Raw genomic sequence first — 19,692 nt, 5'->3', positions numbered from 1 at the left:
GTGCAGTATGTGCAGAGGCAACCTACGAATGCCCTAGCTCGGCAACGGCAGGCAGGCTCGGGTCACCAAGTGCCGGGGCGGCTGGGCTTGTATTACCCGCCCGCGTTTCCCACTCGCGATAATTGGTAATCTCCACTTGAAACTTGCCCACAAACCAGCTTATTAAGCTCAAATCATCCAGAAAACCCAAAACTGGAATGAAATCTGGCACCAAATCGATGGGGCTTAGTACGTATAGCAACACGGCTAGCCCCGAAATAATGGTGCTGGTTTGAATTTGCCGGTAATCACCAGTAATATAGTTGCGTACCAGGCGCACCAAAGTTAGCGCAACGTCAAACAGCTGTTTAAATTTGTTGTCTTTGCTATTCTCATCCGCTAGCTTATCCGCTGTTTCGTTTAGAATAGTAATTACTTTAAACGGCTTGCCTAATAATTTACTGGCGCGATTTACGAATAAGCTAAAGATGGCATTTTTAGAAATCTGAATGCCGCGTTGTGCGAGGGTAGCCATTGGGCGAATACTTGAAATTTAAAGCAAGAACCACCTGATACGTAGCGCTACCAGCTTAGTTGGCGTAGACTTTGGGCTGGCAAAAAGCTATTTTTCAAATAAGGGCGTCGTGCCGCCCACCCAATCCTTATTTTTATTGAAATCGACCCCTATCATCTCGCCGCGGCTTAGGCGGGCTAGCCCGGCCACTAGCGTAGGGTGCGCCTCGGAGTGGGGCCAGGTATAAAGCAGTCGAATCTCGCATTTTACTAGCCCGTCAGGTGCTTGAACCACTGGCTCATACGTGACTTTGCGCTGCAATAAGTAGTTTTCCTTATCAGGCAAAGCATCCAAATCGGCAGCCGTAACATGAAGGCGAACGCCCGCACCCGCAAAGGAAAACAACGGCTTTAATACGTAGTTTTCCAAGTCAGCCGGGTAAGAAATTAACTCCTGTAAGTAATAGCTAGGGGGCGCAAACTGGCTTTGTATCAGCGGCAGCGTGTATTTGCTGATGCGAAAAAACCAGTTAGGGTGTCCCACCCAGGCCACATCAACCTCATCAGTTAAATTAAACTCTGAATTTAAATTCGGATAACGGGCTAACTCATCAAAAATAATGCGATTATAAATTCGCTTGATGAGAATTTCTCGGCCATCTTTTTCGTAGAAAAGTTGACGCCCTCGCTTGCGAACGTCCGGCAGTGAAACGGCTTCAATACCCCAGTATTTTTTGGATAGAGCGAAGTCAATGCGGGTTTTTTGTTTCTCCGGAAACAGCTCCAGTAAAATAACATTCTCTGGATTCTCACCAGCCAGAATCAAGTTCTTTAAATTGGCGTGGTACGCATCAGCATCCGCAACGTCGAGGAAAGGAGTTACGCCAGGGACAATAGGGTAGTGGGCCGCAAATACTTCGGGCAGGTATGCCTGAAAAGCATAGAGCGATGGAAACCCTTGCATCTCAATAAGCTGTGGCTCAAGCTCACCCGCGGCATTACGGCATACAGCGAAATCGAAAGTTAAAAACTCAGCGTGTTCGTCTTCGTGCGGTACCCGCTGCCCAGCAGGAATTGCAGCATCCGTACGCTGCTTAAAATCTGATTGCTGAATGACCCGAATAATATCCTCTCCAGCTTGTATCAGTTTATCCCGCAGGGCAGCTGGCACAAATACCGGAGTTTCGGCCACGCGAAAATCAAGCTGATTAGGTAATTGCTGGTCGATATCGGCTAGCATTGCCTGATAGCTTTCAGGCGTAAAGGCAGCGTTAAATAATTGGCGAGGAGCAGGAATCATGCGGTAGGTAGCGCTAAAGAAATAAGCGGGACAGAGCAGGCAAAACGCTGATGAAATTAGGTGAAGGCCGGCTCGCTCAGTGCCGATAGCGCCCGCCGCAGGAAAGTGGGAATAATAATTCCTTCTGTCACCTCAATAGTGTCCGGTGAGGCTAGCAGATTTACCATTTCGTGGTATTTCTCTTCTCCGTAGGCTGTAATCACCTGCTGCTTGCGCTCATCAGTCAGCATGTAGCGCAGCATGCCTTCTCCATCGGCTTCGGGGTGAAACTGGGTGCCTAATACTTCGGGAGAAAAACGCAGTGCCATAATGGCTCGGGCAAGCGGAATATGGGGTCGTTCCTTTTCCAGGCATAAGACCTTGATATTAAGCTCGCTCAGTCGTTCAGGATGAAGGTCAATCAGTTGGTAATCCCGGGAATCAACGGCGTAAAACGGCTCGGGTAAGCGCGAGAAAATAGGGTCGACCTGCCCTGCCTCAGTCAGATGCACGGGCAATACACCGAAAGAGGTTGATTTACGCTTACCTACGGTGCCTAGCCCCAAATGCCGGCTTACTAGTTGGAAAGAATGGCAAATAAGCAGCAAATGCTTCTTGCGCTCGGCTTGCTGATTATACGAGAATAAGGCGTCAATAAAATCAAAATAGCGCGTCTCCCAAGGCTCATCAGACTGCAGCGGACTGCCCGGCCCACCGCTTGAAATATAGATATCATACGTCAGGTCAGGCACTTCACTAGTAGCCCGGACGTTAAATATATCTACTAAAAAGCTGACCTGATTTTCGCTTTCAGCCCGCCGCAATAATTGTCGGATGCAACGCATTCCCTCATTAGGAAAATTATTGTACATATCCAGAATAGCAATTCTAAACTGACTCATAGTATGAATAAAACTTAAGTAAAAAATCTCACAGAAAGCAGGTGAGTAACAAGCAGAATATAATCCTTTCGTTTATATCAACGAGTTATAAGCCGTAGGTAGTTTCAGCCAGGATAAAGTCTACTACTTTGGTTAAGTCGCCGGTTTGATGAAAAACTGCGAGCTGCCGGTCAGCTCCGGTTCCCATTTCGAGCATTTTAAGTACGTACTCAACCTCCTGGCGGCTGCCTAGCTCATCTAGGACATCATCTATAAAATCAAGCAGTTCCAGAATGAGCTGGCGGGCAGGCTTTTCCTCCTGCGAGCCAAAATCGATGAGGTTGCCATCAATACCGTAGCGGGCGGCTCGCCATTTATTTTCCTTAATGAGGGCGCTGCGATAAAGGCGGAAATTTAGATTTTGGCACTTGAGCTTGTAAATCTTCGCTACTAGGGCCTGCATAACGGCGGCAACGGCGATGGTCTCATCGGCCCGCATCATCATGTCGCAAATGCGGTACTCGATAGTATCGAAGAAGGGATGGAGGCGTAAATCCCACCAGATTTTCTTGCCGTTGTCGATGCAGCCGGTTTTTATTAGCAGGGCAATAAACTCGTCATAATCCGAGGCGCTCGTAAAATAGCCTGGGATACCCGTGCGTGGAAAACGTTCGAAAACTTTGGTTCTGAAAGACTTATAACCGGTTTCCCGGCCTTCCCAGAAGGGAGAATTAGTGCTGAGCGCAAACAGGTGCGGCAAAAAATACCGTAGGGCGTTCATCATGTACACGCCCAGGTCGCGGTTTTCGATGCCGATGTGCACATGCATCCCAAAAACCAGGTTGGAGCGAGCGGCCTCCTGCAATTCCTCTACTATCTTATCGTAGCGCGCATCGGGCGTGATGGGCTGGTCTTGCCAGCGCGAAAATGGGTGCGTGCCAGCAGCGGCAATTTTAAGGCCCACGCGGTCGGCCAGCTCAATTACCTGGCGCCGCAGGTGCACCACTTCGTCGCGGGCTTCGTGAATATTCTTGCAAATATTGGTGCCTACCTCCACTACCGACTCGTGCATTTCAGCTTTTACCTGCTCGTGCAGGGTTATTTTGCCGTCCTCCACAATCTTGGACATGTGCGACCGCAGGTCGCGCGTGACCGGGTCAATGGTCTGAAACTCTTCTTCTATTCCGAGCGTGAAAATGGGCCGTGGCATAAGCGGTCAGCAACTGAAAGTGAGTGGGAGAGGGCCCTATCTGGCGAGAAATGAGGCAGTAAAAAGAGCTGCCACCCCTAGCGATGGCAGCTCTCTACTAGTAATGAACCCTGGCAGCCAATTATTTTTTGGGGGCCGGTTTTTTAGGCTTAGCCGGCGCATCGGCCGGGGCGGTTGGCTTAGCAGCTTTCGGTTTGGCAGCCGGCTTGGGCACTTCGCCTTCAGGAGCAACGGGCGCCGGCGCGGCGGGCTTTTTAGGCGCGGGGGCCTTTTTAGCGGGCTTAGCGGGGGCGGGCGGGTTAGCGCCCAGGTCGTTGGTCTGGTGCAGGGCACCGCCTACCTCAACGGCCCCATCGGTACTGGCAATGGCCGTTTGGCGGGCCGACTTTTGCACGAACGAGCCCCAGGTCAGGTTGTCGCGGCCGGGCTGCTGGGCCTGGGCGCGCTCAATAGCCAGGTTGGCCGCGTGCTCTACTACCCATTCAAAATTTTCGGGGCCAACCGAATTAATATCGGCGTCAGGCGCCGGGTTGCCGAAATCAATGGCAATCGGAATGCCGCCGCGCACAGCAAATTCTACGGTATTAAAATCGTAGCCCAGGCCCTGGCATAGGCGTAGGGTGTAGTCTTTCACCGTAGCCAGGAGCTTTTCGCCGGCCTCGCCCTGAGTTTTCATCTCGGTCTGGTAGCGCTGGTGCGGGGCGTTGCGCGGCTCGTAGGGCATGATGAGCACGTCTTTGCCGCCCAGGCAATAGCAGCGGAAGTAGTCGTCGAAGTCAACGGCCTCCTGGTACAGCATTACGAGCTGGCCAGTTTCGTCGTAGGCGCGCCAGGCTTCATCGGGGTTATCTACTTTGTACACGCTCTTCCAGCCACCGCCGGCGTGGGGCTTCATGAAGGCCGGAAAGCCAATTTTTTCAAATGCCTTGTGCCAATCGAACATGGCCAGGTTGCGAAACGAGTTCTCGCTGGTGTCGTCGGGGCGGGCCTTGCTGGGCAGCAGCAGGGTTTTGGGCACCGGCACCCCTAGCTGCACGGCCAGGGCATTATTGAAGAACTTTTCGTCGGCGCTCCACCAAAAGGGGTTGTTAATGACGGCCGTGCCGGTGAGGGCGGCATTTTTGAGGTACGCCCGATAGAAGGGCACATCCTGCGAAATGCGGTCGATAATGACGGCATAGTCGGTGGCTACTGCCTGCTCGACTTCCTCAATGCGCACAAACTCGGCCGTAATGCCATCGACGGCTTTCTGATTAACGCGGTCCACAAATGCCTGCGGAAAAGTATTTTCCTGGCCGAACAAGATGCCGATTTTTTTCATGGGGAAGAGTTGTAGGAAGCTAAGGTGTTAGGAATGGGTGAGCGTGAGCCCGTTGCGTGTACGCAAAGTGCCGCCTAAAAGATAGTGGAGACGTATTCGGGGAACATATCGCGCCACACCGGCCAGTCGTGGGTGCCGTAGGGGCGCACGTCGAGGCGGTGCGGAATGCCCTTGCGCGACAGGATTTCCGACATGCGGTAGTTGGCATCCTTGCAGAAGTCGTGCTCGGCGGTGCCCAGGATGATGTTCATCTTGTAGAAGTTCTCATCCTGCGCATTCGGCATGTAGTCGGGCGGGTTGTGGAAGTACGCCTGCTCGTCGTAGTGCCCATCCAGAAACATCTTGATGTCGAAGGCCGCGCCCATCGAAAACATGTGCGCCACCTGGCCCGGGTGCCGAAAGGCAAAGTTGAGGGCCTGATAACCACCTAGCGAGCAGCCGGCTACGCCCACCTTATCTACCTGGCACTCCTGCTGCAGGCGGGGCACCAGCTCTTCGCTCACCATGCGGTCGTAGAGGCCGTGGTTGTGCACGCGGGTGCCGGGGTGCAGGTGCTTGGCATACCAGCTCCACTTGTCGCCGCTATCGATGCAGATGAGCTTGATAAGGCGGTTCTCAATAAACCAGCGCACCGAGTCGACCAGCAGAAAATCCTTGGCCTCGTAGTAGCGGCCGTTGGAGGTGGGGAAGATGATGAGCGGGTAGCCGTAGTCGCCCACGACGAGCATTTCCAGGTCCAGGCCTAGGTGCTGGGAGTGGAAGCGGCGGTATTCTTCGTGCAAAATGCGGGGCCCGGCGGGAATGACACGCTCGCCCGAACCGGCCGCAAACTAAGCAGAAAAACCGAACGGCCAAGCCTGCCGCTGGCCCGGCCGAATGAAGCCAGGGGTGTTTATTTGCGGGCCATGACAAGTTTTCGGTTTCAGTCGCCGCGCGGCGCTACGGTAGTGGTGCGGCGCGATGAATATCTATTTTCGGTGGCGCTGGGGCGCGTAGTGCGCCTCGATGTGGTGCTGCCGCCCGGTTTTTCGAGCCGTGCTGCCCAGCCCTACCCGGTGCTGTATCTCCATGATGGGCAGGACCTGGCACGGCTGCGCCTGCCGGCCACGCTCAACCGGCTGTTTCGGCAGGGTGAGGTGCGGCCGTTTGTGCTGGTGGCCATCCACGCCGCCGACCGCCTGCAGGAATACGGTGTGGCTGCCCGCCCCGATTACCTGGGCCGCGGCAGCCGTGCCGGCCGCTACACCGACTTTATGCTCAAGGAGCTGCTGCCCTACGTGCAGGCGCACTACCACGCCAGCGCCGAACCAGCCGAGGCCGCCGTGGCGGGCATGTCGCTAGGGGGCCTCATGGCCTTTGACCTGGCCTGGCACCACCCCGAAGCCTTTCTAAAATGCGGCGCGTTCAGCGGCTCGTTTTGGTGGCGGGGGCGGGGGCTGGCCGATGGCTATACCGATGCCGACCGCCTGATGCACCAATTGGTAACTGCTGGCCGGGCCCGGCCCGGGCAGCAGTTCTGGCTGCAAACCGGCACCGACGACGAAACCAGCGACCGCAATAACAACGGCATTATCGATGCCATCGACGATACCCTGGACCTGCTGGCGACCCTGGCTGCCCAGGGCTTGCCGGCTGCCTCGGCGCGCTACGTGGAGGTGCCCGGCGGCCACCATCACCCCGATACCTGGGGCACCATCATGCCCGATTTTCTGCATTGGGCCTTTGGTACCAAGGAGTTGGCAGCGGCCGAGGTGGCGGCCCGCACGCCGCGCCCGGCTCGCTGGCGGCTAGGGGGGCGGGCGCTGCTGCGGCGCCCGGGCGGGGCCGCCCGCTGGAAATTTCAGTATCTGCGGCGGGCGGCTACCTTTGCGGCCATGCCTGCTTCTGCTGCCATTACCCTAGCCCGTCCGGCGCCCGGCACGTATCTGCCTTACACGCAGGCGTATATCGACTTGGTGCCCGCCGCGGCCGACCCGCTGACGCAACTGCGCCAGCAGGCGGCCGAAATGCACCGCGAGTTGGCGGGCCTCACCGAAGCCCAGGCGCTGCTACGCTACGCGCCGGGCAAGTGGACGCCCAAGGAAGTGCTGGTGCACCTCACCGATGCGGAGCGTATTTTTGCCTACCGCGCCCTGCGCTTCGCCCGCGCCGATGCCCAGGAGCTGCCTGGGTTCGACGAGAACGATTTTGCGGCCAATAGCGAAGCCAACGACCGCCTGCTGAGCGACTTGCTGACCGAGTACCACGCCGTGCGCGCCGCCACGCTAGCCTTCTTCGGCGGCCTGAACGGCGGGCAGCTCGACCGCGCTGGCCGGGCCAACGGCGGCGCCACTTCGGTGCGCGCCTTGCTCTATATTATTGCCGGGCACGAGCAGCACCACCTGCGCATTCTGCGCGAACGCTACTGGCCGCTGCTGCCGGCGGCGCAGGCCGGCTAGCCGCACAACAACCGGCTGCCCCAGTACGTTAATTTGCCGCGTTGCCTTCGTTTTTATTCCTTCCACCCCAACCATTTTTCACTCATGGCCAAAGCCCAAGACGCCCGCAAAGAGAAAAAGAAAGAGCCCACCAAGTCGATGAAAGAAAAGAAAGCCGAAAAGGAGGAGAAAAAAGTAGCCCGCGCCCGCAAGCAAGACTAAATCACGGATTACGCGGATTTTAGCGGATTTCACGGATTTTGTGGACGACGCTACTTTCCAACATAGAAAGGCCACCTGGCGAGGTGGCCTTTTGTATTTATTAGGCAATACTTAGTTGGCTTCTGGGTGCCGGCGGCGGCGGCTGGCGTAGCCTTTTGTATTTAATAGGCAATACTTAGCTGGCAGTAGCCGTCGTCCACAAAATCTGTGAAATCCGCTAAAATCCGCGTAATCCGTGATTTAGAGGGTATAGTACGGCTCCTTTTCCTTGTCGTGATAGCGCAGGTAGCCGTGCAGCACCAGCTTGATGAGGGTACGGTAGGCGCGGCGGCGGCTCACGTTGATGAGCTTGGTGTACTGTGCCACCGTGATGCGCGGCTGGGTGGTTTTGAGGTAATCGAGCACGCGCAGCTCGTCTTTGCTGAGCGGCAGCTTTTCGAGGCGCGCCTCGGGCTGCTGGCGGGCCAGTACTTTCTCGGTGAGGCTGCTGGCCTGCACGCTTTCGTCGCGCACGCGCACGTAGCCGCGCCACTCGCCGGGCGCCACCTGGGCGCGGTGCGGCTTGTTGAAGCTTTCGGCCACGCTCACGACAAGAACGATAAGCTCATCCTCGGTTTCAACTTCTCGAAATTGCAGCGTCAGGGGCGGGTCGATGTAGTGCGCCGCCGCATCGCGCAGCACAAACATCTCCTCCTCGGCATCGCGCACGCCCACCACGCGGCCGTCGTCATCCACACCCACCAGCACCTGCCCGCCGTGGGTATTGGCCAGCGAGGCCAGCGTGCGCGCAATGCGGGTAGGGTGGGTGGTCTTCTTCTTGAATTCGAGCCGCTCGCCCTCGCCCTGGCTGATAAGTGCGCGTAAGTTCATATGGTATACTTGTAAGCTACCGGCTATCGGCCTGCTCAGCAGCTAAGAATAAATACAAATACTAACGTAAACCGAAACGCAAATGTGCCGCCTTCCAAGCAGGAAAGCGGCACATCAATAAGCTAACAGCTGGCCTGCCTAGCTACGCAAGCCGTTAGAGCGGTGGTCTAGAAAGGCAGGTCGTTGTCGTCGTCGCCCGCGATGGGCTGGGCCGTGGGCTGAGCCCGCAGGTTCGGGTTCTGGTTTTGAGCGGCCGGGCGGGCGGCGGGCTGCTGCTGGCCATACGACGAGCCACCGGCGGGGGCGCCACCCGAGGCCGGCTCTACGCGCCAGGCTTCGAGGTTGGTGAAGTACAGCATCTGGCCATTTTTGTTGAAGCCGCGGCCACGCAGGTCAAAGGTCACCTTCACCTCATCGCCCGTTTTATAGGGGTCGATAACGCTGGTTTTGTCCTGAGTCAGCTGAAACTTAATTTGCTGGGGATACTGGCCGTCTTGCACTTCCAGGACGAACTCGCGCTTGCGGAATTTTTCGCTTACCTGCTGTTCGTCAAAGATTTCGTGCAGGCGGCCGGTTACGTCGTATGCCATCGGAAAGGGGAAATTTAAAATGTAGAAAACGTAGGGCCAAACCTACGAAAAAAAACTGAGGAAGGCCAACCGCAAGCCTGGTTTCAGCTAGCCAAGGCGGGCTTTTTTCAGGTAGTTACCCAGGGTTTAGCTAAAAAAAATAGCGTTGCTGAATAGCGGCAACACCTTGATTTAGAATTTGCTGCTAGGGCAAGGCTTCTTTATAAACCGCTAGCAAGCCCGGAAAGTGCCGTTCTTGCGCCAGAAACCCACTTGATTAGCAACCTTCACTATGTTTTCTCTTGCCTTGCACGGCGGGGCCGGCACCATTGCCCGCGCCACGCTTACGCCCGCTCTCGAAGCCGACTACCGCGCCGCCCTCGCGGCGGCCCTGGCCACCGGCACGGCGCTGCTGGCCCAGGGCGCGCCCGCCCTCGATGCCGTGGAGGCCACCGTGCGCAGCCTCGAAGACTGCCCGCTCTTCAATGCCGGGCGCGGGGCCGTATTTACCCACGACGGCCACCACGAGATGGACGCCGCCCTCATGGATGGGGCTAGCCGCCGGGCCGGCGCCGTGGCCGGCGTGCGCCAGGTGCAAAATCCCATTCGGGCCGCGCGCCTCGTGATGGAGCAAACCGAGCACGTGCTGCTGGCCTACCCGGGCGCCGATGAGCTGGCCCGCGCGCACGGCCTGCCGATGCAGCCGGCCGCGTACTTTTTCACCCAGCAGCGCTTCGACCAGTTGCAGGAGGCCATCGCGGCCGGCCGCATGCAGCTCGACCACGCCGCTAGCCCCGCCCCGGACCCCAACTGGAAAAAAGGTACCGTGGGTGCCGTGGCCCGCGACCAGCGCGGGCATCTGGCCGCCGCCACCAGCACCGGCGGCATGACCAACAAGCGCTACTCGCGCATCGGCGACACGCCCATAATCGGGGCGGGCACCTGGGCCGATGCGCGCTGCGCCATCAGCTGCACCGGGCACGGCGAGTATTTTATCCGGGCGGTGGTGGGCTACGACGTGGCCTGCCTCATGGAGTACAAGGGCCTGAGCCTGGCCGAGGCCTGCCGCGTGGTGGTGCACGACAAGCTGGCCCCGGTGGGCGGCGAGGGCGGCCTCATCGCCGTGGATGCGGCGGGCAACCTGGCGTTGCCCTTCAACTCGGAAGGCATGTACCGCGCCAGCCGCAATGCGGCGGGGGAGGAGCAAGTCGATATTTATTAGGAAGGGCGCGGCTGGCCCCTGCGCCGGGCAGCGGCCGGCCCTGGCCCGGCCGCTGCCGGGAAAATGCCTTAGCTGAAATGGCAGGCAGCTACGCAAACGAACCGGCCGCTTTGTCGTATTTTAGTAACGAAGGAACTCGGGCTCGGGCCATGGCCGGGGCTGCCTGGGTGAGCTTCGCTTACTTCCTGCTGACTCTTCCCTTTTTATAGGCCCGCGCCGGTCGTGAAGCTTTGGGCCGGCTAGCCCCGTGGCCAGCTCGCCTGTTGCTATGCGGTGCCCGTAGCTGCTTGCTATTATGCCCGAACATCCCGAAAATGCACCCCTGATGCCCGCGCCCGACACGCTGGCCAGCAAGCACCGCCACCCCATTCTGGCCCAGCCGCCCGACCGCCTGCTCGACTTAGAATTGAAGGCCCGCGAACACATTGCGGCCGGCGTCACGGCCGTGCTGGAGTCCGTCGAGTTCAACTGGGGTGAGGCGGGCGTGGTGCGCGGCACTCGCGGCTTGCAGAAGCTCAACCAGTTTGATGGCTACGACTGCTCGTCGTGCGCCTGGCCCGACCCCGACGCGCACCGCTCGATAGCCGAGTTTTGCGAAAGCGGCGCCAAGGCCACGGCCTCCGATGCCGACGTGCGCGCCTGCGGCCCCGAGGTATTTGCCAGGTACAGCCTGGCCGAGCTGTCGCAGCTGCCCGACCGCGACCTCAACAACCTGGGCCGCCTCACGCACCCCATGGTGAAGCGCCCCGGCGGCACCCACTACGAGCCCATCGAGTGGCGCGAGGCGTTCGAGATTATCGCCGACCAGCTCAACGGGCTAGCCTCGCCCGACGAGGCCGTGTTCTACACTTCGGGCAAGGTGCCGAATGAGCCGGCGTTTCTATTCCAGCTCTTCGTGCGGCAATACGGCACCAACAACCTGCCCGACTGCTCCAATATGTGCCACGAGAGCAGCACCGCGGCCCTGACCGACACGCTGGGCCTGGGCAAGGCCTCTATAATACTGAGTGACTTCGACCACTCCGAAGTCATCATCGTTATCGGCCAGAACCCTGGCACCAACTCGCCCCGCATGCTTACGGCGCTGCAAAAAGCCAAGCAAAACGGGGCTAGGATTATCAGCATCAATCCGCTGCCGGAGGCTGGCCTCGACCACTTCCGGCAGCCGCAGGACTTCAAAAACCCGCTCAAGGCCATTCCGACGCTGCTGAGCGCGGGCACGCCGATAAGCGACGTGTTTTTGCAGGTGAAGCTGGGCGGCGACCTTGCCGTGCTGCGCGGCCTGATGAAGCATCTGTTTGAGGCCGAGAGCTATAACCCCGGCGAGGTGCTGGACCGGCCGTTCATCGACGAGTTTACCAGCGGCTTCGCCGCGTTTGAGGAAAGCATTCGCAACACCAGTTGGGAAGACATCGAGGAGAGCAGCGGCCTGAACCGCTACCAGCTGCTGGAGGCGGCTAACCTATTGGCGCCCAAGCAGAAGATTATCACCTGCTGGGCCATGGGCGTGACGCAGCAGAAGCAGGGCACGGAGGTAATTCAGGAAATCGTGAACCTGCACCTCCTGAAAGGCGCCATTGGCAAGCGCGGGGCGGGCACCTGCCCGGTGCGCGGCCACTCCAACGTGCAGGGCGACCGCACGATGGGCATCTGGGAAAAGATGAAGGACGAGTTTCTGGATGCGCTCCAGAAGGAGTTTGACTTTGAGCCGCCCCGCGCCCACGGCCTCGACGTGGTGAAAAGCCTGCGGGCGATGGTGGAAGGCAAAACCAAGGTGTTTTTCAGCCTGGGCGGCAACCTGCTCTCTGCCGCCCCCGATACCGAGCTGATTGCCGACGGAATGCGCAAGCAGCTGGCGACCATCTTCGTAGCTACCAAGCTCAACCGCGGCCACCTCACCACCGGCGAAACCAGCCTGCTGCTGCCCACCCTGGCGCACGTCGATATCGACATGCAGAAGAGCGGCCACCAGATGACGTCGTGCGAGAGCACAACGGGGGTAATTGGCCAGAACAAAGGGGTGCTAGCCCCCATTTCCGACCAGATGCTGAGCGAAGTAGCCATTATCAGCGCCGTGGCCATCGCCACGCTGGGCGATAGGCTCAAGGGCGATTGGGTGGCCATGACGGAGAATTATGACCTCATCCGCGAGCACATCAGCCACGTAGTGCCGGGCTTCGAGGACTTTAACGAGAAGCTGCGGCGGCCGGGCGGCTTCTACCTGCCCAACGGGCCCCGCGACCGCAAGTTCAAGACCGCCGACCAAAAGGCGCACTTCTCGGTAACGAAGCTCGAAAAAACCCCGCTAGCCCCCGGCCAACTGATACTGACCAGCCTGCGCGCCCACGACCAGTTCAACACTACGGTGTACGAGAACAACGACCGCTACCGGGGCGTGTTTGGCGAGCGCCGGGTGCTGTTTATGCACCACGACGACGCCCGCGAGCGTGGCCTGCAAGTCCGCGACCTGGTAGATATTACCAGCCACTACGGGGGCCAAACGCGCACGGCCGAAAAGTTTTTGGTGGTGCCTTACGATATTCCGAAGGGCAACGTGGGCGCTTATTTCCCCGAAATGAACGTGCTCGTGCCGCTATCCAGCGTGGTGCCGGTGAGCAACACGCCCACCTCCAAGCACATTGTGGTAACGGTGGCCAAAGCCCAGGCCGCGCCAGTGGCTAGCGCCCCGGCGCCGGTAGCCGAGCTGGCCTAGTAATCGTCTTCCTGCCACCAAAAAAGCCTCTTCCCTAATTGGGAGAGGCTTTTTTGGCGAGCAGCCCGGCCACCCGGTGCTCCCCACATCCTACTACGGAGTGGCTAGCAGCTGGCGTTCACGGCGGCTTCCTTACTCACGTAAAACTTGCGCTCGGTCATGCAGTACACGTTGCCCTTGGCCAGCACGTGCATCTTGAAATTCTCGATGGAGAGCGTGGTGCCTTTTTTGGCGGCGGCGGCATTGTTGTGCTGAATGTCGTGGCCATCGAGAATGATGACGAGGTTCGAGCCGATGGTTTCGACCAAGTGGCCGTCGGTGATGAGCACGCCGGTGTCCTCGCCCAGCCCAATGCCGATGAGCCTGGGGTGCAGCGCCACCGCCTCGATGAGCCGGCCGAAGCGCCCGCGCTTCACAAAGTGCGAGTCGATGACGGCCGGCGGCGAGAGGCTGAGGCCAACGCCCATCTTCACGGCACCTTTCAACAGGGCATCGGGCACCGAGCCACCGCGTATCATGTGCTGCGACATGGCCATGGCGCCGGCGCTGGTGCCGGCAATCACGAAGTTGGGCTCGGCGTAGTAGCGGCGGGTGAGGGTATCGAGAAAGTCGCTTTCGCCGAACATCTCACGCAGCCGCGACTGGTTGCCGCCCGAAAACATCACTACATCGGCGGCCAGCAGGCGGGCCAGATACTCGGGCTGGCGCGCATCCTGGGGCGTGCGAATGTCCATGATGCCCACATTGTGGCAATTGAGCATCGCAAACGAAGCCGTATAAATAGGCCCCACTTCCTGCGGAATCATGGAAGCGGTGGTGACGACCTCAATGCGCGGGTCGGCCTTGCCCGACTCGGACACGACGCGCTTGAGAATGCCCAGTTCAAAAAAATTCAGGTAATACTGGCGCTTGCTGCGGACGGTAGGGTAGGTGCCCTTATCCTCATTGCCCCCAATGGCGATGAGCTTGCCGCGCGGAATAATATTTTTCAACGGTACTGGCTAGTCTGATTGGAAGAAAGCAAAGGTACGGCGGCCGGGGCCGGGCTAGCCCGGCTGGTTGGGCAAAAGCCATGCCGCCAGCCCCCGCCCGGCGCGGCTGAAGCTAGCGGCATGGCTCACGCGCCCAGCAGCGCATCGAGGGTGCTCGTGGCCACCGAGTGGTAGTTGGGCCGGGCCAGCTGGTAAATTTCGCGGGCCCGCGCCGGCCCGCCGGGCGTGGCCAGCAGCGCCCGGTAGAGGGGCACCAGAAACTTGCGCCGCCCCACGTGCCGCAGGAAGTTTTCGAGCGGGGCGTCGGCCGGCGCGTAGCCCGCCCGTAGGGCCAGCGGAAACCAGGCGGCCAGTAGCTCGGCATTGCCGGAGGTGGTGAAGTGGAAAACCTCGTCGAGCCGGCCCAGGTCGGCCGCCGTCAGGGTGGGGGGCAGGCCACGCAAAAAATGCTCCCATTCCTGGCTGCTCCACTCCGTAGTTATAGGTTGCAAGGTGGCGGGCCCCGCGCCGGCGGCCAGCCGGGCCAGCGCGGCATAGACCGCGGCGAAGCGGGCCGACTGCGCCACGGGCGCGCCGGGCGGCAGGCCTGGGCCGTCGAGCCAGGCGGGCAGGTCGAGTTGGCTAGCCTCGTCGGGCGTGAGCAAGGTTTGGGTGAGGTAGGCCGCGAAGTGGTCGGTGGTCATGCTCTGAAAAGCAAACCGGGCGAAGTACTCCGTAATAAAGGCGTCGAGGCGCGGGCGGCCCACCAGCCGCTCCAGGGTCAGCAAAAGCAGGCAGCCCTTTTCGTAGGCAATGTCGGTGAGGCCGTCGTCGGGGTCGCGGCCGGCCAGATGCAGGCGCAGGTGCGTGGCCGGGCTAGCCGGCCCCATTTCCTGCATGGTATGGCGCAGGTCAGCTTCGCCCAGCACTTGCAGCATGTCGGCGTAGGGCCGGCCGTAGAGCTGCTCCATAATGCGCCGCTCAAAATAGACCGTGAAGCCTTCGTTCAGCCAGAAATCATCCCAGGTGGCATTGGTCACGAGGTTGCCGCTCCACGAGTGGGCTAGCTCGTGGGCCACGAGGCTGGTGAGGCTGCGGTCGCCGGCCAGAATGGTAGGTGTTACAAATGTTAAACAAGGATTTTCCATGCCACCAAATGGAAAACTGCTTGGTAACACAAGTAAATCATATCGCCCCCAGCGGTAGGGGCCATACAATTGTTCGGCGGCGCGTACCATCGCGCTCATCTCGCCAAACTCTGCCTGGGCGCGGGCCAGAGTAGCAGGCTCGGCATAGATGCCGGTGCGGGCATCGAGCGGCGCGAAGTCGAGCCGGCCCACGGCCAGCGCCAGCAGGTAGGCGGGCACCGGCTGCGGCTGCCGGAATTGGTAGCGGCCATCGAGGGCGGTGGCCTGCGGGTTCTCGGCGCTCATCAGGGCTAGCAGCTGGCCGCGCTCGGGCCCGAGCACCTCCATCGCGGCCTCGTAGCTGAAGCGCCGGCCCGGCGAGTCGGGGCAGGGCAGCCAGGTGCGCGCCAGAATGGCCTGCGACTGTGTGAACAAAAACGGGTGCGTGCCCGCCGTTTGGGTCGGGGCCAGCCATTGCAGGGCCGCCGCCCCGGGGCTGGTATGGTAGGCGATGCGCACGGCCGCCGTGCCGGCCGGCAGCTCCAGGCGCAGCGCCTGGCCGAGCACCGGGTCGGGCGCGGCCAGCGAGTAGGACACGGGCACGTCGCTAGCCTTCAGGCCAGCCTGCACGCCCTCAATAGTCAGGTCGCGGGTGTCGAGCACGAGAGTCGCGGCCGCCGCTAGTGGCTCGGCCAGCAGCCAGGTAGCCGAGCCGGCCAGGGTTTGCTGGGCAAAGTCAACCGTGAGGGCTAGCTGCAGGTGGCGCAGGGCCGGGCCCTGGGCGTAGCTGTGCGGGTCGGCGGGTGGGGGAGTGGGAAGGGGCTGCATCGAAGAGAAAAACAAACGAAAGGTGGAGGTGACGGAAGGCAGACGGACGCTCTGACTAGTGAGAGCCCACGCGCTAGCGGTGCGCTGGCTCCTCTAACCAAAACCCAGCTGGCAAGGCTGCGCCGACGCGAGGGCTAGCCTTGCCGAGGCCCGGCCACCAACGCGCCGCCCGAGGAGGAAGGTGGCCAGCCCCAGGCGCCGCAAAAAGTACGTGGCGCTGGCTGGTTTGGCCGAACCATTCTGGTACCTTAGGCGCGTTATTTGCGTGGGCGTAGAAACCTCCGGCACAACCCGCCCGGTAGCGGCTCAGTAAAACGGGCAGTTTCTCGTCACCCTGGCGCGGCTTACCTGCTTTGCTGGCTATTAGTCAGCGGGCCCTGGCCGCCCGATTTTTTCCTTCTGATGCGTTTACAGCTCCGACTACATTTTCTTTCACTAGCCTTGTTTCTGGGCTTGCTCAGCGTGCCCGTCCTGCTGACATCGTGCAACGGGCAGGGCGACCAGACCAGCCAGGCCAGCTCCAAAACCGGCACGGCCGTGACGGCCAATAACACCGGCCCCGAGCCGCACCTCGACAGCGTATTCGTGATTCGGGCCATGCAGGCCGATGCACACTTCAAGGCGCAGGAGCGCTGGGCGCGCAAGTTTTACCGCGAGCGCCAGTTTCGACTAGGGTGGTTTAAGGAGCACCAGCTCGTGCCGCAAGCCACTACTTTCCTTACCGTAGTAAGTAAAGCAAAGGATGATGGCTTGGAGCCTAAGCGATATGACACCAAGCAGATAACTGATTTGCTAGCCCAGCTAAAAAGCGTGGGCCAGGACACTGCGCGCCGTAACCAGCTGGAGCGCAAGCTCGACGTGACCCTCTCGGGTAGCTATTTTGCCTGGGCCTCGGACTACTACCGCGGCGTGGCCAACCCCCGCGATACCAAGAACGACGCCTGGAAAGTAAAGCGCAACAAGATTAAGCTCGACCACGCGCTGATGACCATTCTGCGCGAGCGCGAAAGCACCTACCCTTACTACGACTTCGCGCCGCTGCACCCCGAGTACAACAACCTCAAGAAGGCACTAGGCCTGCTGCGCGCCCGGCAGTCGGCGGGCGGCTGGCCCACGCTGCCCGGCACTACCCACCTCAAGCCCGGCGATGCGCTGCCCGTGGTGGGCCTGCTGCGCCAGCGCCTGCTAGGGGGCGAGGCCACCGGCCAAACACCCGCTGCCGTGGCGGCCACCGCCACGCCCGTCAACAATGTGACGCCTGCGCCCGCCGCCGCGGCCAACAAATACGACCCCACGCTGGTAGCCGCCGTAAAAAGTTTTCAGGCCGACCTGGGCCTGCCCCCCACTGGCTTGGTGAGCGGCGAAACCCTGCGCCAGCTCAACGTACCCATCCAGGCGCGCATCGACCAGGTCATCCTGAACATGGAGCGCTGGCGCTGGCTGCCCAAAAAATTCGAGCCCGACTACCTCATCGTGAACATCCCCGAGTACCGGCTGCGGGTGTTCGAGCAGGGCAAGGAAGCGCTTACCATGCGCGTTATCGTGGGCAAGACGCTTACCGCCACGCCGGTGTTTTCGGATAAGATGGAGTACGTGGTGCTGGCGCCCTACTGGAACGTGCCGTTCAGCATTATCGACAAGGAGCTGCGCCCGAAACTAGTGGCCGATGCCCAGGGCACGCTCGACCGCCTCGACATGGAAGTGGTGAAGGGCTACGGCCGCAAAGCCACCGTGGTAGACCCTTCCACCATCGACTGGGCCAACGTGACGCAGGCTACTTTCAAGTACACCATGCGCCGCCGCCCCGGCCCTAAGAATGACCTGGGCGACGTAAAATTCATCTTCCCCAACTCCAACGATATCTACCTCCACGACACGCCCCACGGCGAGCTGTTTTCGCAAACCAAGCGCAACTTCAGCCACGGCTGCGTGCGGGTAGAGGAGCCCGTGAAGCTGGCTACGTACCTGCTGCGCGACAATCCCAACTGGAGCCAGCCCGCCATTGAGGATACCATTGCGCAGCACCGCGAGAAGTACATTACGCTTAAGGAAAAGCTGCCCGTATACCTGGTTTACCTCACGGCCTGGGCCGATGCCAACGGCCACGCCCACTTCCGCGACGACATCTATGGCCACGACCAGACCCTGGCTAAGGAGTATTTTAATTAGGCATCGTCATACGGGAGGGCTTAAAATGCCCTGCTCTCCTACTACTCAAACGGCCCTGCTATCTCCATAGCAGGGCCGTTTTTTTGGGACTAGCAGAGAGAAATACGAGGATAAAACGAAGTGATTTTGATGATTACAATTGTATAGAAGATGTGGCTTAAGCCAAGGTGGCTCCGCGTGGTAACAGCCTTTAAACAACTGTAAACAAACTAAAGCATTCTGCTTGGCACGTATGTAAACAGGTGGGAAGTGTCGGTAGGGCGTCAACTATGCGCGCGCTTTCGCACATTTGTAAAATAATTGAAACCTTATGGTAACGCGCATCCGCCAACTGTTGGAGCATAAGCAGCTTTCCCCCACGCAGTTCGCCGACCTGGTTGGGGTCGGGCGGCCAGTCATGAGCCATATCCTAAGCGAGCGAAACAAGCCTAGCCTGGAGGTAGTGAAGCAGATAAGCGGCGCTTTCCCGGATATTTCGCTGCCCTGGCTCCTTTTTGGCACTGGCGAAATGCTGGCGGCCGCAGCTCCCGCACCCGTGGCAGCCCCAGCAAGCCCTCTGCCGGTAGCGCCCGCGCCCCTAGCCGAGGCAGAAGTGCCCGCTGCCGCGCCTCCATCGGCTCTTGCTGTCTCGCCGCCCGAGGCTGCTGCCGCTTCTGCGGCCCCGCCACCTCCCGAGGCTGCTCCACGCCCTTTCGTGCCCGCCCGGCCAGCTGCGGGGGCGTCGCCCGCCGGGCCGCCCCCGGTAGCTATGGAGCCAGCAGGCGTGCCTCAACCCGAGCCAGCCCCAGCCGCTCCCGTTGCGGCACCAGTGGCGCTCCAGCCATTCAGGGCTGCGCGGTTTGTGCCAGCGGCGCCGCCGGCTTCCAAGCCGGTCCCCGGGGCAGCCGCCCCTTTAGGCGCGCCGGCAGCGGGCGCAGCGCCTACTGCCGAGCAGCCCGCTGCGCTGCTACCGGCCGTGCCAATGCCCACGGCTACTCCGCCCGCGTTGCCGGCCAGCCCTGGCGGCGAAGCCGCCATACTGCCTTTCCTGGCCGAGCCCGGGAAGCCCATTCGGCGCATCGTCATTTTTTACCGCGATGGCTCCTTCGCCGATTATCAGCCCGAATAAACTGCCCGGACGGCTGTTCTTGAGAAGTCATTGAATTTAAGAATTAAAATAAATAAACAATTAGCTTTCTGCGTCTGCTAAGCAATGGCTTTTGCCCGTTGGGAGCGGGCGGGAAAAATTGTCGATTAGCTTCTTAGTTTCTGCTAACCGGGCTAGCCGGGAGAGATTGACCATTTGCGCCCTATCTTGGCAGCCACCGTAGGAAAAGCTAATACTCTTCGCCTGGGTAAGAACTGGTATAGTGCAAGGCCTGTCCGCCCTTCGCCAGCTAGTTGAAGGCGCCAGGCAAGTGC

15 protein-coding genes and 1 pseudogene are annotated in these 19,692 nt (G+C 60.0%); 6 read left to right on the top strand and 10 right to left on the bottom strand.

The annotated features are described in order from the left end of the window. Positions 1-22: 22 nt before the first annotated feature. The 6 genes from Q5H89_RS18260 to Q5H89_RS18235 form a co-directional block, all read right to left on the bottom strand. On the bottom strand, positions 23-514 hold the full coding sequence (locus Q5H89_RS18260) for a YkvA family protein (protein ID WP_305020788.1): 492 nt from the start codon (positions 512-514) through the stop codon (positions 23-25). 87 nt (positions 515-601) lie between these two features. Beyond that, positions 602-1,792, bottom strand: a complete 1,191-nt coding sequence (locus tag Q5H89_RS18255) for a hypothetical protein (RefSeq protein WP_305020787.1) — start codon at positions 1,790-1,792, stop codon at positions 602-604. A 56-nt stretch (positions 1,793-1,848) separates the two neighbouring features. Next, the gene (locus tag Q5H89_RS18250) at positions 1,849-2,643 is read right to left on the bottom strand and encodes a type 1 glutamine amidotransferase (protein ID WP_305020786.1); all 795 of its coding nucleotides are present in this window, start codon (positions 2,641-2,643) and stop codon (positions 1,849-1,851) included. Positions 2,644-2,758: 115 nt separating this feature from the next. Continuing rightward, positions 2,759-3,862, bottom strand: a complete 1,104-nt coding sequence (locus Q5H89_RS18245; RefSeq protein WP_305020785.1) for a carboxylate-amine ligase — start codon at positions 3,860-3,862, stop codon at positions 2,759-2,761. Positions 3,863-3,983: 121 nt separating this feature from the next. Beyond that, on the bottom strand, positions 3,984-5,183 hold the full coding sequence (locus Q5H89_RS18240; protein WP_305020784.1) for an ATP-grasp domain-containing protein: 1,200 nt from the start codon (positions 5,181-5,183) through the stop codon (positions 3,984-3,986). A 74-nt stretch (positions 5,184-5,257) separates the two neighbouring features. Then, positions 5,258-5,965, bottom strand: coding sequence for an alpha/beta fold hydrolase (locus Q5H89_RS18235; RefSeq protein WP_305020783.1), 708 nt, complete (start codon positions 5,963-5,965; stop codon positions 5,258-5,260). Positions 5,966-6,088: 123 nt separating this feature from the next. On the opposite strand from Q5H89_RS18235, the gene Q5H89_RS18230 reads away from it, so the two are divergent. Continuing rightward, positions 6,089-7,621, top strand: a complete 1,533-nt coding sequence (locus tag Q5H89_RS18230; RefSeq protein ID WP_305020782.1) for an alpha/beta hydrolase-fold protein — start codon at positions 6,089-6,091, stop codon at positions 7,619-7,621. A gap of 441 nt (positions 7,622-8,062) precedes the next feature. Here Q5H89_RS18230 and Q5H89_RS18225 read toward each other — a convergent pair whose 3' ends face one another. Beyond that, the gene (locus Q5H89_RS18225; RefSeq protein ID WP_305020781.1) at positions 8,063-8,692 is read right to left on the bottom strand and encodes an RNA-binding domain-containing protein; all 630 of its coding nucleotides are present in this window, start codon (positions 8,690-8,692) and stop codon (positions 8,063-8,065) included. A gap of 167 nt (positions 8,693-8,859) precedes the next feature. Further along, on the bottom strand, positions 8,860-9,282 hold the full coding sequence (locus Q5H89_RS18220; protein WP_305020780.1) for a DUF3127 domain-containing protein: 423 nt from the start codon (positions 9,280-9,282) through the stop codon (positions 8,860-8,862). A 271-nt stretch (positions 9,283-9,553) separates the two neighbouring features. Between Q5H89_RS18220 and Q5H89_RS18215 the strand changes: the two genes are divergently transcribed. After that, the gene (locus Q5H89_RS18215; RefSeq protein WP_305020779.1) at positions 9,554-10,483 is read left to right on the top strand and encodes an isoaspartyl peptidase/L-asparaginase family protein; all 930 of its coding nucleotides are present in this window, start codon (positions 9,554-9,556) and stop codon (positions 10,481-10,483) included. Positions 10,484-10,778: 295 nt separating this feature from the next. Next, positions 10,779-13,196: an FdhF/YdeP family oxidoreductase gene (locus tag Q5H89_RS18210; protein ID WP_305020778.1), complete on the top strand. Its 2,418-nt coding sequence runs from the start codon at positions 10,779-10,781 to the stop codon at positions 13,194-13,196. Between the two features lie 104 nt (positions 13,197-13,300). Here Q5H89_RS18210 and Q5H89_RS18205 read toward each other — a convergent pair whose 3' ends face one another. Both Q5H89_RS18205 and Q5H89_RS18200 read right to left on the bottom strand, forming a co-directional pair. Continuing rightward, a complete protein-coding gene (locus tag Q5H89_RS18205; protein ID WP_305020777.1) occupies positions 13,301-14,188 on the bottom strand; it encodes a cyanophycinase in 888 nt (295 codons plus the stop codon). A gap of 125 nt (positions 14,189-14,313) precedes the next feature. Then, a complete protein-coding gene (locus Q5H89_RS18200) occupies positions 14,314-16,122 on the bottom strand; it encodes a M1 family metallopeptidase (protein WP_305020776.1) in 1,809 nt (602 codons plus the stop codon). Positions 16,123-16,524: 402 nt separating this feature from the next. On the opposite strand from Q5H89_RS18200, the gene Q5H89_RS18195 reads away from it, so the two are divergent. The 3 genes and pseudogenes from Q5H89_RS18195 (at position 16,525) to Q5H89_RS18190 (ending at position 19,399) form a co-directional block, all read left to right on the top strand. Next, positions 16,525-18,291 carry a L,D-transpeptidase family protein gene (locus Q5H89_RS18195; RefSeq protein ID WP_305020775.1) on the top strand — a complete coding sequence of 589 codons (1,767 nt, stop codon included), beginning with the start codon at positions 16,525-16,527 and terminating at the stop codon, positions 18,289-18,291. 310 nt (positions 18,292-18,601) lie between these two features. Next, a pseudogene (locus Q5H89_RS23315) lies at positions 18,602-18,769 on the top strand (helix-turn-helix transcriptional regulator); the annotation flags it as partial. A 483-nt stretch (positions 18,770-19,252) separates the two neighbouring features. Beyond that, positions 19,253-19,399 carry a hypothetical protein gene (locus Q5H89_RS18190; RefSeq protein ID WP_305020774.1) on the top strand — a complete coding sequence of 49 codons (147 nt, stop codon included), beginning with the start codon at positions 19,253-19,255 and terminating at the stop codon, positions 19,397-19,399. The last annotated feature ends 293 nt before the right edge of the window (positions 19,400-19,692 follow it).

It is taken from the genome of Hymenobacter cheonanensis (assembly GCF_030581075.1).
Classification (GTDB): Bacteria; Bacteroidota; Bacteroidia; order Cytophagales; family Hymenobacteraceae; genus Hymenobacter.
Note: the sequence above shows the minus strand (reverse complement) of the source record. Positions and strands in the feature narration are given on the sequence as shown.

Coding starts and splice junctions, on each gene's coding strand:
- Q5H89_RS18260 (WP_305020788.1), bottom strand. CDS start 514: ATGGCTACCCTCGCACAACGCGGCATTCAGATTTCTAAAAATGCCATC.
- Q5H89_RS18255 (WP_305020787.1), bottom strand. CDS start 1,792: ATGATTCCTGCTCCTCGCCAATTATTTAACGCTGCCTTTACGCCTGAA.
- Q5H89_RS18250 (WP_305020786.1), bottom strand. CDS start 2,643: ATGTACAATAATTTTCCTAATGAGGGAATGCGTTGCATCCGACAATTA.
- Q5H89_RS18245 (WP_305020785.1), bottom strand. CDS start 3,862: ATGCCACGGCCCATTTTCACGCTCGGAATAGAAGAAGAGTTTCAGACC.
- Q5H89_RS18240 (WP_305020784.1), bottom strand. CDS start 5,183: ATGAAAAAAATCGGCATCTTGTTCGGCCAGGAAAATACTTTTCCGCAG.
- Q5H89_RS18230 (WP_305020782.1), top strand. CDS start 6,089: ATGACAAGTTTTCGGTTTCAGTCGCCGCGCGGCGCTACGGTAGTGGTG.
- Q5H89_RS18225 (WP_305020781.1), bottom strand. CDS start 8,692: ATGAACTTACGCGCACTTATCAGCCAGGGCGAGGGCGAGCGGCTCGAA.
- Q5H89_RS18220 (WP_305020780.1), bottom strand. CDS start 9,282: ATGGCATACGACGTAACCGGCCGCCTGCACGAAATCTTTGACGAACAG.
- Q5H89_RS18215 (WP_305020779.1), top strand. CDS start 9,554: ATGTTTTCTCTTGCCTTGCACGGCGGGGCCGGCACCATTGCCCGCGCC.
- Q5H89_RS18210 (WP_305020778.1), top strand. CDS start 10,779: ATGCCCGAACATCCCGAAAATGCACCCCTGATGCCCGCGCCCGACACG.
- Q5H89_RS18200 (WP_305020776.1), bottom strand. CDS start 16,122: ATGCAGCCCCTTCCCACTCCCCCACCCGCCGACCCGCACAGCTACGCC.
- Q5H89_RS18195 (WP_305020775.1), top strand. CDS start 16,525: ATGCGTTTACAGCTCCGACTACATTTTCTTTCACTAGCCTTGTTTCTG.
- Q5H89_RS18190 (WP_305020774.1), top strand. CDS start 19,253: ATGCCCACGGCTACTCCGCCCGCGTTGCCGGCCAGCCCTGGCGGCGAA.